Origin of the sequence: Allobosea sp. LC85, assembly GCF_000735605.1 — a bacterium.
Taxonomy (GTDB): domain Bacteria; phylum Pseudomonadota; class Alphaproteobacteria; order Rhizobiales; family Beijerinckiaceae; genus Allobosea.
The window spans coordinates 24,340-40,383 of the sequence record NZ_JPKG01000024.1; the positions used below are offsets into that span (position 1 = coordinate 24,340).

The 16,044-nt window shown below is 64.1% G+C and carries 14 protein-coding genes; 6 read left to right on the plus strand and 8 right to left on the minus strand.

All coding sequences use genetic code 11. The features are described from left to right. Positions 1 to 6: 6 nt before the first annotated feature. The 5 genes from FG93_RS11620 to FG93_RS11640 all read left to right on the plus strand — a co-directional run bounded on the left by FG93_RS11620 (position 7) and on the right by FG93_RS11640 (position 4,618). On the plus strand, positions 7 to 453 hold the full coding sequence (locus FG93_RS11620) for a DoxX family protein (protein WP_043234619.1): 447 nt from the start codon (positions 7 to 9) through the stop codon (positions 451 to 453). Then, positions 453 to 2,087, plus strand: a complete 1,635-nt coding sequence (locus FG93_RS11625) for an MFS transporter (RefSeq protein ID WP_043234620.1) — start codon at positions 453 to 455, stop codon at positions 2,085 to 2,087. Before FG93_RS11620 ends, FG93_RS11625 begins: the two co-directional genes overlap by 1 nt. 251 nt (positions 2,088 to 2,338) lie before the next feature. After that, positions 2,339 to 2,800 (plus strand): hypothetical protein, encoded by a 462-nt coding sequence (locus FG93_RS11630; RefSeq protein ID WP_052513648.1) that lies wholly within the window; start codon positions 2,339 to 2,341, stop codon positions 2,798 to 2,800. Between the two features lie 29 nt (positions 2,801 to 2,829). Next, positions 2,830 to 3,471, plus strand: a complete 642-nt coding sequence (locus tag FG93_RS11635; RefSeq protein ID WP_081881474.1) for a L,D-transpeptidase — start codon at positions 2,830 to 2,832, stop codon at positions 3,469 to 3,471. A 109-nt stretch (positions 3,472 to 3,580) separates the two neighbouring features. Further along, complete coding sequence (locus tag FG93_RS11640) at positions 3,581 to 4,618, plus strand: amino acid ABC transporter substrate-binding protein (RefSeq protein WP_043234742.1); 1,038 nt, start codon at positions 3,581 to 3,583, stop codon at positions 4,616 to 4,618. Positions 4,619 to 4,910: 292 nt separating this feature from the next. Here FG93_RS11640 and FG93_RS11645 read toward each other — a convergent pair whose 3' ends face one another. From FG93_RS11645 to FG93_RS11680, 8 genes are all read right to left on the minus strand, one after another. Next, positions 4,911 to 5,573, minus strand: a complete 663-nt coding sequence (locus FG93_RS11645; protein ID WP_043234621.1) for a peroxiredoxin — start codon at positions 5,571 to 5,573, stop codon at positions 4,911 to 4,913. Between the two features lie 241 nt (positions 5,574 to 5,814). Then, complete coding sequence (locus FG93_RS11650; RefSeq protein ID WP_043234622.1) at positions 5,815 to 6,795, minus strand: peptide ABC transporter ATP-binding protein; 981 nt, start codon at positions 6,793 to 6,795, stop codon at positions 5,815 to 5,817. Further along, complete coding sequence (locus FG93_RS11655) at positions 6,792 to 7,817, minus strand: ABC transporter ATP-binding protein (protein ID WP_043234625.1); 1,026 nt, start codon at positions 7,815 to 7,817, stop codon at positions 6,792 to 6,794. Before FG93_RS11655 ends, FG93_RS11650 begins: the two co-directional genes overlap by 4 nt. Positions 7,818 to 7,819: 2 nt before the next feature. Then, positions 7,820 to 8,731, minus strand: coding sequence for an ABC transporter permease subunit (locus FG93_RS11660; RefSeq protein ID WP_043234627.1), 912 nt, complete (start codon positions 8,729 to 8,731; stop codon positions 7,820 to 7,822). A 48-nt stretch (positions 8,732 to 8,779) separates the two neighbouring features. Then, the gene (locus FG93_RS11665; RefSeq protein ID WP_043234628.1) at positions 8,780 to 9,790 is read right to left on the minus strand and encodes an ABC transporter permease subunit; all 1,011 of its coding nucleotides are present in this window, start codon (positions 9,788 to 9,790) and stop codon (positions 8,780 to 8,782) included. Between the two features lie 68 nt (positions 9,791 to 9,858). Further along, complete coding sequence (locus FG93_RS11670) at positions 9,859 to 10,683, minus strand: M55 family metallopeptidase (protein WP_052513649.1); 825 nt, start codon at positions 10,681 to 10,683, stop codon at positions 9,859 to 9,861. 66 nt (positions 10,684 to 10,749) lie between these two features. Beyond that, positions 10,750 to 12,360 carry an ABC transporter substrate-binding protein gene (locus tag FG93_RS11675; RefSeq protein ID WP_043234630.1) on the minus strand — a complete coding sequence of 537 codons (1,611 nt, stop codon included), beginning with the start codon at positions 12,358 to 12,360 and terminating at the stop codon, positions 10,750 to 10,752. 74 nt (positions 12,361 to 12,434) lie between these two features. Next, positions 12,435 to 14,024: an ABC transporter substrate-binding protein gene (locus FG93_RS11680; protein WP_043234632.1), complete on the minus strand. Its 1,590-nt coding sequence runs from the start codon at positions 14,022 to 14,024 to the stop codon at positions 12,435 to 12,437. Positions 14,025 to 14,610: 586 nt separating this feature from the next. Here FG93_RS11680 and argH point away from each other — a divergent pair. Then, positions 14,611 to 16,008 (plus strand): argininosuccinate lyase, encoded by a 1,398-nt coding sequence (gene argH / locus FG93_RS11685; RefSeq protein WP_043234633.1) that lies wholly within the window; start codon positions 14,611 to 14,613, stop codon positions 16,006 to 16,008. Positions 16,009 to 16,044: the final 36 nt, after the last annotated feature.

Here is a 16,044-nt window from a genome sequence, read left to right on the forward strand (position 1 = left end):
GTGCACATGCCGGCCTCGTCTTTCACCACCTTGCAGCAAGCTGTCGAAGGACTGCTGAGCCAGTCCTGGCTGGCGCTGCTCGCCCGGATCGCGGTAGCCGCGCCGTTCCTGATCAGCGGTGTCGCCAAGCTCGCCGATTTTGGCGGCGCCGTCGGAGAGGTGCGTGGACTGACCGGTCTCGAACCCGCCGCACACTTCGCCGTGCTCGTCATCCTGACGCAACTCGGCGGCTCCGCATTGCTGATCGCCGGCGGCCGCTACGCCTGGATCGGGGCGGCGGCACTGGCCGGCTTTACGGCTGTCGCGACGCTCTATGCCCATGCCTTCTGGCTGAAGCCCGCGGGCGAGCGCTTCCTACATCAGAACATCTTCTTCGAGCATGTCTCGATTGTCGGCGGGCTGGTGCTCCTGGCGGTGCTCTCCGCCCGTTTGGGCCGGGGAGCACAAGCCTGATGGCACAGGGGCCACACGATACTGCGCCTCGACCAACGTCTTCGGCCTTCTCGCCGCTGCGGCACTCCGTCTTCGCCGTACTCTGGGCAGCGACGGTCCTTGGCAATATCGGCTCCTTCATGCGCGATGTCGCAAGCGGCTGGCTGGTCACCGATCTCTCCGGGTCGCCTTCGGCTGTCGCCATGATCCAGGTCGCCGGGACCTTGCCGATCTTCCTGCTCGCGATCCCGGCCGGCGTGCTCTCCGATATCGTCGATCGCTGGAAATTGCTGATCGGCGTCCAGTTGCTGCTGGGCTTCACCAGCGCTGTCCTGATGATGCTGGCACTGACCAACCGGCTGACGATCGAACTCCTGGTCGGGCTGACCTTCGTTGGCGGTGTCGGTGCGGCGCTGATGGGGCCGACCTGGCAATCGATCGTGCCCGAGCTCGTGCCGAAGGCCGAGCTGCGCAATGCCGTCGCGCTGAACTCGCTCGGCATCAACATTGCCCGTGCGATCGGCCCTGCCGCCGGCGGCACACTCCTGGCGGCCTTTGGCGCGGCCGTGACCTATGGCGCCGACGTCCTGAGCTATGTCTTCGTCGTCGCGGCACTGCTCTGGTGGCAACGCCCTGCCGGCGCCGACGACGAACTGCGCGAGCATTTCGGCGGCGCCTTCAGGGCGGGGCTGCGTTACGCCCGCGCCAGCCGCGAGCTTCACCGGGTTCTTCTGCGTGCCGTCCTGTTCTTCGCAGGCGCCAGCGCCATTTGGGCGCTGCTGCCTCTCGTCGCCCGGCAGATGCTCGGCGGCGGCGCCGGTTTCTACGGCCTCCTTCTCGGAGCTGTGGGAGCTGGTGCAATCGCGGGTGCCATCGTGCTGCCGCGGATCCGGGCCCATCTCGATACCGACGGCATCATGCTCGGCGCCGCGCTCGTCACCGCCGCTGTCACGGCGGCACTGGCGGCGGTGCCACCGCAATGGCTTGCCATCCTCATGCTGCTCGTTCTGGGCGGCGCCTGGATCGCGGCGCCGACGACGTTGAACGGCACGGTGCAAGCCATCCTGCCAAACTGGGTGCGCGGGCGCGGTCTGGCGATCTACCTCACGATCTTCAACGGCGCCTCGGCGGCCGGAAGCCTGCTCTGGGGGCTTGTTGCCGAAGCAATCGGACTGCACGCGACCTTGCTCGTCGCAGCCCTCGCGCTCGCGCTGGTCGCCATGGCGGTCCTGCGCCTGCGGCTACCGGCGGGCGAGGCCGATCTCACCCCTTCCGCCCACTGGCCGGAACCGGCAATCGCCGATCCGGTCGAACATGACCGCGGCCCCGTCACCATCACGATCGAGTACCGCGTCGCTCGCGAAAACCGGGCGGCCTTCCTCGAGGCGGTGGCTCGGCTCGCGCCGGAGCGGCGCCGGGACGGCGCCTTCGTCTGGGGCATCAGCGAGGACGCCGCAGACCCCGACTGCATCCTCGAATGGTTCATGGTCGAATCCTGGGCGGAGCACCTGCGTCAGCACAAGCGCGTCTCGCAGGCCGATGCCGATATCCAGGCGGAGGTCACGAAATTCCATGCAGGCCCGGACAAGCCGGTCATCCGGCATTTCCTGGGATTGCAACCGCGCCCAGCTCCGTTTCGGGCCAATAACCACTAACGAGCGCACCTGTTCAGGCACGTTCAACGCCGTGCCGGGAAGGTCATAGATCTCGCAGCTGAAGATACATCGACGCTTGTACAAGTGATGGCTTGAATTCTGTCAGCGGCTTCGTCCATGATGACCTATGTCCGAAGACGCTGGGGTGTGATGTGGTACCGCAACACGACAGAGGCGAAGCGACTTTCCCGACAATTCTGCACCATTCCCATGGTGCGAGCCCTCCCAGAACAATTTCTCTTCGATCTGGATTGCTGACCCGTCTGACCGCGGCGGCGATCGCGCTGGCCGCAGCGGGCTGCGCCGGAACCAGTGAGGATGCAGGCAGTCCCTCCGCCGGCCCTGCTGCCGGACCGAGCAGCATCCCCCGCGAGCGCCTGATCGGCAAATGGGGCATCGCCTCCTTCCACGCCGAGAAGGACCGCAAACGCACCGAGGCCCAAGCCAGGGCCCAGTGCAACATGCCGTACTCGATTACCAAGGGACCGACCGACGGCGTCATGATGCATGTCGCCGACGATCCCAAGCTCTATGAGCTCAAGCTCAAGGGCGGACCGGGTGGCCGGAACTTTCTCGGCTTCGAGGCCGCCGCCGGCGACCCGCAGGATCGCGAGATCCTGTCCGCGACCGACAGGGAGCTGGTCGTGCGCTTCGTCGATCCCGACGCGCATCGCCGTTACGGAACCTTCATTTTCGTGCGCTGCGGAGCCTGAGCGCATATTTCAATCCGGGAGTGAGCAGTATGCGCGTAAGCGGACGGAAGCGGACAATCGCTGGAACCTGCCTCGGCCTCGCAGTCCTGGCTCTGGGCGCTGTCGCGACACTGCCCGGCAGCGCATTCGCGGCTCCCAGAGCCGGCGAGGCGGAGACGCTCGACGTCGGTGACGAGCCCGGCCGCGTCTCAGGCGAGGAAGCCGTTGTCGCCGACGGCCCCTACGCGCGTCAGGCGGTGCTGTTCCGCTCCAGCGAGCCGCCGGGGACCGTGGTGATCCATACCTCGGAACGCTTCCTCTATGTCGTCCAGGGCAATAACCGCGCTCTGCGCTACGGCATCGGTGTCGGCCGCGAAGGCTTCCAGTGGTCGGGCCTCGTCAAGGTCAGCCGCAAGGCGGAATGGCCGGACTGGCGACCGCCGCCGGAGATGATCGCGCGCCAGCCTTATCTGCCGCGCTTCATGGCTGGCGGTCCGGGGAACCCGATGGGCGCACGAGCGCTCTATCTCGGTTCGACGGTTTTCCGGGTCCACGGTACCAACCAGCCTGAGACCATCGGCCAATCCATTTCGTCCGGCTGCTTCCGCCTCGCCAATGGCGACATCATCGATCTGTATGAGCGCGTCCCGCTCAACACCAAGGTCGTCGTCCGGCACGGCGCAAGTCTTTGACACGGTGCAAATCTCTGACACGGTGCAAGTCTCTGACACAGAGCAAGTCTCGGACCTGCGCCAGCCCCCTGCCAATTTTGCAATCTGTCCCCACCGGAGACCGATGGTCATGCTGAACGCGGCCAAAGCCTACCTTCGCAGCACGCTTGCCTGTTTCGCGGCCATCACCCTCTGGGGAGCGGCACAGCCGGCCGCAGCGGGAACGCTCGACACCATCAAGCAGCGCGGCAGCCTGCAATGCGGCGTCAGCGAAGGCCTGATCGGCTTCTCAGAAAGGGATGCGCAAGGCGCCTGGTCCGGTTTCGACGTCGATTTCTGCCGGGCCGTCGCGGCAGCGATCTTCGATGATCCAGCCAAGGTCAGCTTCGTACCGCTTTCGGCGAGCCAGCGCTTCGAGGCGCTGCGTGCCGGGCAGGTCGACCTGCTCTCGCGCAACTCCAGCTGGACCCTGGCGCGCGAGGCCGAGCTCGGCCTGTCCTTCGCCGGCGTAACTTATCATGACGGCCAGGGCTTCATGATCATGAAGTCGCTGACGGCCACCTCGGCACTCGAACTCGACCGCGCCAAGATTTGCGTCGAAGCCGGCACGACGACGCAGCTCAACCTCTCCGACTTCCTGCGCTCGAACTCGATCACCTATGAAGAGCGTGCCTTCCCGTCCGCTGCCGCCGCCCTGGCTGCCTTCCAGGCTGGCGAATGCAATGTGCTGACGCGTGACCAGTCAGCGCTCTATGCCGAACGCCTTAAACTTCCTCGCCCGGCCGATGCCGTCATCCTGCCCGACGTGATCTCGAAGGAGCCGCTCGGCCCGGTCACTCGCAGCGACGATTTCGCCTGGTTCACCTTCGTCAAATGGGTGAACTTTGCCCTCGTGAACGCCGAGGAGCTCGGCATCACCTCAGCCAACACTGCCGAGGCCCTGGCCTCCGCCAAGCCTGACGTTCGTCGCTTCGTCGGCGCGGAGGGCGGTTTCGGCAAGCTGCTCGGGCTCGACAACGCCTGGGCCATTCGAGCGGTGAAGTCCGTCGGTAATTACTCGGAACTCTATGAGCGCAACCTTGGTGTAAAATCCCGCCTCGGCATCCCGCGCGGTTTGAACCAGCTCTGGAGCATGGGCGGAATCCTGTACGCACCGCCGCTGCGCTGAACCCGCTGGACGCAACGGAGCCCCCGACAGCTCCGCTGCCCAGCCGCGACCTCCTGGCTTCTGCGCGCAACGTAGCCGTCGCGGCCTATCGGGCATGTCGCACGCCCATGACGGCGGGGTCGGTATCAAGGCGAGTTGGTAAGCAGCAGCACCGAAGCCAGAAAACGGGGCGCGGATGCAAAGAACAGCCCGCCCCTCCAGCGCAGAGCTGGCCACGGACGGGCTGCTTCTTCTCGCACGGCTCGTCGTCATATCGCCACGGCAACGAGCATCGGTTGAAGCAAAGCCGCTTTCAGCTCCCAGGCTGCGGCACGATGCGGATATAGGGCTTGGGCTCCCGCCAGCCTTCCGGATAGAGCTGCTTCGCTTCGTCGTTGGACACCGAACCGGCGATGATCACGTCTTCGCCCTGCTTCCAGTTGACGGGGGTGGCGACCCGGTGCTTCGCCGTCAACTGGAGTGAATCGATGACACGCAGAACCTCGTCGAAGTTGCGCCCGGTGGTCATCGGATAGACCAGGATCAGCTTGATCTTCTTGTCCGGCCCGATGACGAAGACATTGCGCACGGTCTGGTTGTCGGCCGGCGTCCTGCCATCCGAGGTACCGGACGTGCTGGCCGGAAGCATGCCATAAAGCTTTGAGATCTCCAGTTCCGGATCGCCGATCATCGGGTAGTTCGGCTTGTGGCCTTGCGTTTCCCCGATATCCTCTGCCCAGCGCGCATGGTTCCCGACAGGGTCGACGCTGAAGCCGATGATCTTGACGTTGCGCCGATCGAACTCGGGTTTGATCTTGGCCATATAGCCGAGTTCGGTCGTGCAGACCGGGGTGAAATCCTTTGGGTGGGAGAAGAGCACACACCAGGAATCGCCGATCCAGTCGTGGAAGCGCATGCGCCCTTCCGTCGTTTCGGCCTCGAAATCCGGTGCTGTACTGCCGATCTGGAGAGTCATCACAAGCCTCCTGTTGCAACGCCTTTGTCGCACCAGACTGACGCTATCATGGAACGCTCGGCCGACGAACATTCGCTGTCGGCCGCCGGCTCCTGAGACAGATCCATATAGCCATCGCGCCGGCTATCGCGACGAGTGCGGGCAATCAGCCTTGACGCAGCCTGTCGCGATCTTCAGCAACGGCCACGTCCCAGCACTGCCCTGGTCGATCAATGGTCGGCCGAAACGGCATGCGCGCTGCTCAGGCCGCCTCGGCCAGAAAGCGTTCCGCGTAGTGGCAAGCGACGAGTCGCTCATCCAGTTGGCGTGCCACCGGGCGCTCGGAGCGGCAGCGATCGGTGACATAAGGGCAACGTGTCGAGAACACGCAGCCTTTCGGCGGATCGAGTGGCGATGGCAGCTCGCCGCGCAGCACGATGCGTTCGCGCTTGCCTGCCGCCACGCTTGGCGTCGAGGCCAGCAGCGCCTGCGTATAGGGATGCAACGGCCGGGCGAAGATCGCATGCTTCGGGCCATGCTCGATGGCATGGCCGAGATACATGACCATCACGTCATGAGCGATGTGACGCACGACGCCGAGATCATGCGAAATGAACAGATAGGCGAGCTTCAGCTCGTCCTGAAGGTCGGCCAGCAGGTTGAGCACCTGGGCCTGGATCGAGACGTCGAGCGCCGAGACCGGCTCATCGGCCACCAGCAGCTTCGGCGAGAGGATGAGCGCGCGCGCGATCGCGATGCGCTGGCGCTGGCCGCCGGAGAACTGGTGCGGATAGCGGTTGTAGTGCTCCGGACGCAGGCCGACCTTGGCCATCATCGCGCGCGCCCGCTCGGTCCGCTCCGCCTTCGTCAGCGAGGTATTGATCAGAAGCGGCTCTTCCAGGATCGCGCCGATCTTCTTGCGCGGATTCAGCGAACCATAGGGATTCTGGAAGACGAGCTGCACGGTTCGCCGCAGGCGCTTGGCCTCGCCCGGAGGCGGCGTGACGGCGTCAAGCCCGTCGAGCATCAGCGCGCCCGAAGCCGGCTTCTCGATCAGGGTCGCCATGCGGGCGAGCGTCGACTTCCCGCAACCGGACTCGCCAACGACGGCGAGCGTCTTGCCGGCTTCCACGGAGAAGGACACGCCGGTGACCGCCTGCAGCTTGGCCGGGGCGCGGAGGAATCCACGGTTGACCGAATAGACCTGTGTCAGCTCGCGCGCCGCGACGATGGGAGTGCTCACGATGTGGTCTCCACCGTCACGGGGTGAACGCCGCCCGCCGCCCTGGCCTTTTCCCGATCCGGATCGCCGAGCGGATAGTGGCAGCGGATCTGCCCACCCTGCCAGGGCCGGAGATCGGGGCGCACAAGGCGCGAATGATCGGTGGCATAGGCGCAGCGCGGACTGAACAGGCACCCCTGCGGGCGGTCATGCGGGCCGGGAACCATGCCTGGAATCGTCGCAAGCCGGTGTTCGCCTTCGCTGCGCTCCGGCAAAGCGGCAAGAAGCGCGGCGGAATAGGGATGCTGGGGTGCGGCGAAGAGAGACGCCACATTGCGCTCCTCCATCACCTGCCCGGCATACATCACCATGATGCGCTGCGCAGTCTCCGCGACCACGCCCATATTGTGGGTGATCAGGACGAGCGCCATGCGGCGCTCCTTCTGCAGCGACATCAGCAGATCGAGAATTTGCGCCTGGATGGTGACGTCGAGCGCCGTCGTCGGCTCGTCGGCGATCAGCAGCCGGGGATTGCAGGCGATCGCCATGGCGATCATGACGCGCTGGTTCATGCCGCCGGACAATTGATGCGGAAAGGCCTTGAGGCGACTTTCCGGCGCAGGGATCCCGACCTGTTCGAGCAGCTCGATGCTGCGTCGGCGCGCCGCCTTGCTGTCCATCCCCTCATGCGCCTTCAGCGTCTCGGCCAATTGGAAGCCGATGGTGAAGCAGGGATTGAGGCTGGTGCTCGGCTCCTGGAAGATCATCGCGACATCCTTGCCGGTGAGCTTCCGGCGCTCCCGATCGGAGATCGAGAGCAGGTCGCGACCGGCAAAGGCGAGGCGGTCTGCCTTGATTCGGCCGGGATATGCAACGAGCCCCATCAGCGCCAGCATGGTGACGCTCTTGCCTGAACCGGACTCGCCGACGACCCCGAGGATCTCTCCTTCCTCGAGCGACAGGCTGACACCGTCGACCGCCCGCATCACCCCCGAAGAGGTCGGGAACTCGACACTCAGATTCTCAACTTCGAGCAGCGGCATGGTCAGCGCTTCAGTTTGGGATCGAGGGCATCGCGAAGGCCATCACCGAGCAGGTTGAACGCCAGCACGGTGATCAGGATCATCAGGCCCGGCAGGGTGACGACCCACCAGGCGCGCAGCACGAATTCGCGCGCATCGGCCAGCATCGTGCCCCATTCCGGCGTCGGCGGCTGCGCGCCGAGGCCGAGGAAGCCGAGCGCCGCCGCGTCGAGGATCGCGGTTGAGATGCCGAGCGTCGCCTGGACGATCAAGGGGGCAGCGCAATTCGGCAGCACTTCCTTGAACATCAGGCGCAGCGTGCCGGCACCGCTGACGCGCGCCGCGATGACATAGTCCTTGGAGGTCTCGGCGATCACCGCCGCGCGCGTGATGCGGACATAATGCGGCAGCACCACGATGGCGACCGCCAGCATCGCGTTCATCAGGCCCGGCCCGAGGATCGCGACGATGACGATGGCGAGCAGCAGGCTCGGCATCGTCAGGACGATGTCCATCAGCCGCATGATGACGATTTCGGTGATGCCCTTGAAGAAGCCGGCGACCAGGCCAAGCACGATGCCTGCCGCCATGGCGATGGCGACGACCACGATGCCGATCACCAGCGAGAGACGGGCGCCGTGGAGCAGACGGGACAGGATGTCACGGCCGATTGCATCGGTGCCGAGCGGATAGGCCAGCGATCCTCCCTCCTGCCAGAAGGGCGGCTTGAGGAAGACGGCATTGTTGGTGAGATAGGGCGAGTGCGGCGCAAGGATATCGGCGAACACCGCCATCAGCAGCACCGCGACGATGACGACCAGCCCGGCAACCGCGCCGCGATTGGCGCTGAAATAGCTCCAGAATTCGCGCAACGGATGAGGCGGCGTGCCAGCCGGCACAACGGCGGAGGGGGCTTCAAGCGTTTCGGCGGTCATCTGTCAGCATCCCGCGAAGAAATCAGCCATGTCACGATCACAGGTCCTTCAGCGCGCATGTCTGATGCGTGGATTGATCAGGCCGTAAAGCAGATCGACCAGCAGGTTGACACTCATGACGACGACGCCGATCAGCAGGGTGCCCCCCTGCAGGACCGGATAGTCGCGCCGGCTGATCGCCTCGATGAGCCATTTACCGACCCCGGGCCAGGAGAAGATCGTCTCGGTGAGGATCGCGCCGGTAAACAGCACGCCGACCTGCAGGCCGATGACCGTCACCACCGGTATCAGCGCGTTGCGTAGCGCGTGCAGCCCAATGACCCTGAGAGGCGCCATGCCCTTGGCGCGCGCCGTGCGGATATAGTCCTCGCCGAGCACTTCGAGCATGGCGGAACGCGTCATCCGGGCGATGACCGCAAGCGGAACCGTGCCCAGAACGATCGCCGGCAGCACGAGATGCGACAGCGCCGACTTGAAAGCGTCGAAATCGCCTGCCAGCAGGCTGTCGATCGTCAGGAAGCCGGTCACGGGCTCGATATAGTACTGCACGGCGATGCGGCCGGAGACCGGGGTGATGCCCAGTTGAACGGAGAACAGCAGGATCAGCAGCAGCCCCCACCAGAAGATCGGCATGGAATAACCGGTCAGGGACAGGCCCATGACACCGTGATCGAAGATCGAATTGCGTTTGACCGCGGCCAGGATGCCGGCCGGCAGGCCGATCGCCAGCGCCAGGAAGATGGCGCACAGCGCGAGCTCGATCGTCGCCGGGAACAGCGCGGAGAATTCCGAGATGACGCTTTCGCGCGTCACGATCGACTTCCCGAGGTCGCCCTGCAGGACGCGGCTGATATAGATGCCGTATTGCGTCAGAATCGGCTTGTCGAAGCCGAACTCCTTGCGCAGCAACTCGTGGCGGGCCGGATCGATGCCACGCTCGCCGGCCATGGTTTCGATCGGATCACCCGGGACCAGCCGGATCAGGAAGAAGGCGAGCAGCGTGATCCCGATGAAAGTCGGAATCACCAGGCTGACCCGGGTCAGGATGAAACGCAGCATGGATGAGCCAGTCTTGTCGGGGTACCGGCGGCCTGAAGCATGGACCGCGAACGGGATGTTTCGTCCTGCTATTGCAAATTAGAACTATATCCTAATGCGAATACCAGGAAACGCTGCAAATCGAGGATGTCGTCGGCGATGTAGCGCACCGTGAACGCGTCGAGGCGCTCGATGCCCTTGAGCATGACGAGGAACTCGACCGGCTGCCGATAGAGGAAGCTGAGTTCCAGCGTGATCGGCCCCGGCAACCGATAGGGCGCGATCCTCGCCCGCCGGGCGATGGCGCGCTGCACGCCCTCGGCGATCAACTCGTACGAGGCCTCCGGCATCAGCGTGCGCGCCGAGAGGCGGCTATGCGCCCATTTGACCGTGACGGCCTCGATATCGGGCAGGAGCGCCCTGGTCTCCTCGATGCAGACATCATCGCCGCTGACCAGCAGCACGGGCGTGCCGAAATGTCCGGCGATCGCGGCATTGATCATCGATTCCGGGGCCGAGACGCCATTGACGCGAACCTCGCGCAGCGAGGCGCTGCGAAAGGTGTGCGCCAGAATGCCGTCCGGATTGGTGGCGCCCGCGTGGTAGCCGATGAAAAGCGCGCCGGCATACGTGCCTTCCTCCATGCCCTGCATCATCGAGAGCGGGCGCGGCCAGGAGCGGACGACCTGGACCGCCTTGGGCAGGCGGTCCAGCAGCAGGTTCTGCGCGTTGCCATGGCTGTCGCTGATCACGACATCGCTCGCCCCGGCCGCGAAGGCGGCGTTGGCGGCGGCAGCAACGCTGTCGGTCATCCAGACACGGGCCGACTGATACTCAAACCCTTCGGGCCGCGTGTGCTCGCGCGTCACGACACCAGCGATGCCCTCGATATCCGCCGAAATATAGATCCGCATGACACTGCGCCCCCGCCACCAGTCGTATTCGGGCGCGGTTCGCCTCTCCACGCCCGGATGTCAACGTCAGTTCGCCAGCGACACACCGGTAAAGGGCTGACCGCCGAAGAAGTGGATCTTGTAGTCTTTCACGTCCTTGCGCACCGGCGTGAAGGCCTGCGCGTTGGCAAAGAGCAGACCTCCGACATCGTCCTGGAAAATCTCCTGCATGCGTCGGAACATCTTGGTGCGCTCGCCCTGATCCGTGATCGTATTGGCCTTGGTCAGGAGGTCGGAGAATTCCTTGTTGCACCAGCGAGCTCGGTTGGCCCCGGATTTCACGCCATCGCAATGCCAGCCCGACAGCAGGATCTGGCTCGGATCCGGATAGTCCCAGGTGTAGCCGAACATGCCGACCTCATGGTCGCCGGCGCGGCCGCGCTTGAGATACTCGCCCCATTCGAAACTCTGGATCTCAGCCTGGACGCCGATCTTCGCCCAGTCTGCCTGGATCAATTCGGCCGCGCGGCGTCCGTTCGGCATATAGGCGCGGACGACGGGAATGGCCCAGAGCGTGGTCTTGAAGCCGTTCGGCAGGCCCGCCTCCGTGAGTAGGGCCTTGGCCTTCTCCGGATCATAGGGGCGCGGCTTCAAGCCTTCGTGATGCGACCAGAGCGATGGCGGAACGATCGCGGCCGTCTGCTTGCCGGTGCCCTGATAGACCGCATCGATGATCGCAGGGATGTTGGTCGCATAGACCAGCGCCTCGCGTACCCGCTTGTCGTCGAAGGGTTTCTTCTGCTGGTTGAAGGCGAGGAAGCTCTGATCGGCGATGCTGCCGGAGAGCATCGTCAGATTCGGATCCGTCCGCATCGCCGGCAGGTCGCCGGGATTCGGATAGCGTGCGATCTGACATTCGCCCGATTTCACCTTGGCGAACCGCACCGAGGCATCCGGCGTGATCACGAAGATCAGGTCGTTGACCAGTGCCATGCGGTCCCGGTTGCCTGCCGCCTTGGTCCAGTGGTCAGGCACCGCGCGGAAGCGGATCGTGGCATCCTTCTGGTAGGCCAGCAACGAGAACGGGCCGGTGCCGATCGGCGCCTGATTGGCCAGCTCAGGCGTACTCGCCTTCAGCATCGCATCGCCATACTCCGCCGACAGGATCGACATGGGCTCGACCGAGAGCGCGCTGAGCAAGGGTGCGTAAGGCCGTGACAAGATGAGCCGGACGGTCTGGTCATCGACCTTCTCGACGGCCTTCAGGCTGGGCCGGACAATCTCGTTGAAGAACTGATAATTGGTGCTGCCGACCTTATGGTAGGGGTGGTTCTCGTCGAACATGCGCTGGAACGAAAAGACCACGTCATCGGCGGTAAAGCCGCGTGTCGGCATGAACGCCTTGTTCGCGTGCCATTTCACGCCACTGCGCAGCTTGAACGTATAGGTCAGCCCGTCCTCGGAAATGGTCCAGGATTCGGCAAGGCTCGGGATGATCTGGGAGCCGCCGCGCTCGGTGGCGACCAGGCGATCATAGATCTGGGCCGCCACGTCATAAGCCGTGTTCTGCGAGGAGAACTGCGGATTGAGGAAGTCCGGGCTTGCCTCGGAGCAGACGACGAGCGTTTGAGCCGCGGCCGCGCCAGCCTGCAAAGCCAGGGCAACGGCAGCGGCCGCTGCGAAATGTCGGATATTCATCACGCTCTCCCGATGTAAAAAGGGGCGCAGCCTCTCGGCCGCGCCCCAATCAATGCATCAGTCAGGCCAGGGCCTCAATTGATGTCAACGCCATAGAAGGTATGCCGGCTGAACGGGGACAGCTTGAAGTCCTTCACTTCCTTGCGGACCGGCTTCAGCTGCACCGCATGCGCGATCGTGAACCAGGGCGACTGCTCCTTGAAGATCACCTGGGCCTGGCGATAAAGCTCGGCGCGCTGCTCCGTATCCGTGATCTTCTTGGCCTTCTGAACGAGCTCCTCGAAGGGCTGATGGCAGAACTTCGCGACGTTGCCGCCATTGTTCTTCGAAGCATCGCAACCGAGCAGCGTGTGCAGGAAGTTGTCCGGATCGCCATTGTCGCCGGTCCAGCCGAACATGCCGGCCTGATGCTCGCCCGCCTGCAAGCGCTTGCGGTATTCGCCCCACTCGAAGGTCTTGATCTCGGCCTTGATGCCGACCTTTGCGAGATCCGCCTGCATCAGTTCGGCGATGCGCTTGGCGTTGGGGTTGTACGGCCGCTGTACCGGCATGGCCCAGAGATCCATCTCGAAGCCGTTCGGATAGCCCGCCTCGGCAAGCGCCTTCTTGGCGGCCTCGGGATCGAAGGGATCGTCCTTGACGGTCTCGTTGTAAGACCACATCGACGGCGGGATCGGATTGGTCGCCGCGACGCCGCTGCTCAGATAGACGGCATCGATGATCGCCTTCTTGTTGATCGCCATGTTGACGGCATGGCGCACCTTGACGTCGTCGAACGGCTTCTTGGTGGTGTTATAGGCGAGATAGCCGATGTTCAGGCCCGGCTGCTCCAGGATCTGGACATTGGCGTCCTTCTTCATCGCGTCGAGATCAGCCGGATTCGGATAGGGCATGACATGGCATTCGCCCTTCTGAAGCTTGGCCCAGCGGACCGAGGCATCCGGCGTGATGGCAAAGATCAGGTCGTCGATCTTGGCCCTGCCGGCCCAGTAGTCCGGGAACGCCTTGTACCGGATGATCGCGTCCTTCTGGTACTGCACCAGGGAGAACGGCCCGGTTCCAATCGGGTCCTGATCGATTTTCTCAGGGGTGCCGGCCTTCAGCATCGCATCGGCATATTCCTTCGACTGGATGCTCGCATATTGCATCGCAAGGTCTGACAGGAACGGCGCCTCGGGATTGTTCAGCGTGATCTTGACGGTGTAATCGTCAACCTTCTCGACAGACTTCAACAGCTTGGGCATGCCCATGTCGTTGAAGTAGGAATGGTTCGAGCTGGTGACCTTGTAATAGGGATTATCTTCTTTCCACTGCCGATCGATCATGAAGATGAAGTCGTCGGCGTTGAAGTCACGCGTCGGCTTGAAGGCGCGGGTATTGTGCCACTTCACGCCCTTGCGCAGGTTGAACGTGTAGACCAGCCCGTCATCCGAAACCGTCCACTTTTCGGCCAGAGCGGGGAGGACCTTGGTACCGCCGCGCTCGAACTGGACGAGTGTGTCATAGATCTGGGTGTTGGCGTCGAACGACGTACCCGTCGTGTTGATGCTCGGAGCGAAGTTCTCCGGGCTGCCCTCCGAACAATAGACCAGCGTCTTGGCTGACAACGGCGCCGCCGTCATCAGGGCAGCCGCCGACAGCGTGGCGAACAGGATTCTTTTCATGGTCAGCTCTCCCACCTCATGACCCTCGGGCCGGGTTGTTCCGCGCCCAGTTCCGCTGAACCCGCCCTGCCCGCGGCAGGATCGTCGGCCCGACCGGAATATGGTCCCGATTGAGGCTGAACCTATTGGAATGCGAAGAGCGTGGGTAGCTGATTTTGAGAGGTTCCGAACGCCGATTGGCCGCCCCCAGGACAGCCATGTCATGGGATTATCCGGGCAGTCTCAGCGCCGCTCCGGCACCGGATGCGCGCCACGCAACGAGAGCGCATCGGCCGATAGGAGCTGCGGGCGTGCCAACGGCGAAACCACCCCGCGCCAGTCACATCTCATGTTAGACAAAAATATTTGATTTGGAATTTACAGTCTATTGACCTCCTGTTATGGCTCCCGCAACGATCGGGAAGATCGGGGGATTGAGGGCCGCACCTATGCCAAGATCCTGGACGAGCAGCGCCAAGTGACACCCAACAAGCGACACGCAAAGGGCGGCCGCCTGCCGCTCCTGTCGGCCATCCCGCGCCTGAGGCTTGCACCATCCACGCAGGGTTCAGGCCCGCCAGGTTCGGAATAACAGGAAGCTGAAGAAATGTCGGAGCAGAAGAGTGGCGCCAACAAGATGTGGGGCGGACGCTTCACGACGGCGCCGGCGGAGATCATGAGGAAGATCAATCCGTCGATCGGCTTCGACTACCGCCTCTACCGGCAGGACATCGCCGCCTCGAAGGTCCATGCCCGGATGCTGGCACGGCAGGGCATCATCGGCGAGCCGGACAACCAGACAATCCAGGCAGGGCTCGACCAGATCCTCCAGGAGATCGAGGAGAGCCGCTTTACCTTCAGCGTTGATCTCGAGGACATTCACATGAATGTCGAGGCGCGGCTGAAGGAGATCGTGGGCGAGCCGGCCGGCCGGCTTCATACCGCCCGTAGCCGTAACGACCAGGCCGTTACCGATGTTCGCCTGTGGATGCGCGATGCCATCGACGGGCTCGATGCCGCCGTGCAGGAATTGCAGCACGCCCTGATCGAACGCGCCGCCGAGCATGTCGAGACGCTGATGCCGGGCTTCACCCATATGCAGGTCGCGCAGCCCGTCACGTTCGGCCACCACCTCATGGCCTATGTCGAGATGTTCGGCCGCGACCGGCAGCGGCTGGCGGGTTCTCGCGAGCGCACCAATATCTGCCCGCTGGGAGCCGCGGCCCTGGCCGGGACCGCCTTCCCCATCGACCGGCATTTCACGGCCGAACAGCTCGGCTTCTCCGCCCCGACCGAGAACTCGATGGATTCGGTCGCCTCGCGCGATCATATCGCCGAGCTGCTGTTCTGCTGCTCGATGCTGGCCGTGCATCTCTCGCGCATCGCCGAGGAGATAACCTTGTGGTGCAGCGACGGCTTCCGTTTCATCGCCCTGTCGGACGCCTTCACCACCGGCTCCTCGATCATGCCGCAGAAGCGCAATCCCGATGCGGCCGAACTCGTGCGCGGCAAGACCGGGCGCGTGGTCGGCTCGCTGAATGCCCTGCTCATGACCATCAAGGGCCTGCCCATGACCTTCATGAAGGACATGCAGGAAGACAAGGAGCCGATGTTCGACGCATTGGAGACGGTCCAGCTCTGCGTCGAGGCGACGACCGGCATGATACGCGACCTGACAGTCCGCCCGGACCAGATGCGCAGCTTCCTCGAGCGCGGCTTTCCGACCGCCACGGACCTCGCCGACTGGCTCGTGCGCGAGGGCGGCATCCCCTTCCGCGACGCCCACCATATCACCGCCAAGGTCGTTGCCAGGGCCGAGGCCAAGGGCTGCACCTTGAGCGCGCTCGATATCGAGACCATGCGGGACGTCGATCCGCGGATCACGGAGACGGTCTATTCGGTGCTTGCGCCGGAGCATTCGGTGAACAGCCGCCGCAGCTATGGCGGAACCTCGCCCGAGGTCGTGCGCGAGGCGATCGTGCGGGCAAACGCGCGCTGGCTCTGAGGCCCGGCATCTGTGCGAAACTGCAGGGAAGCGCGG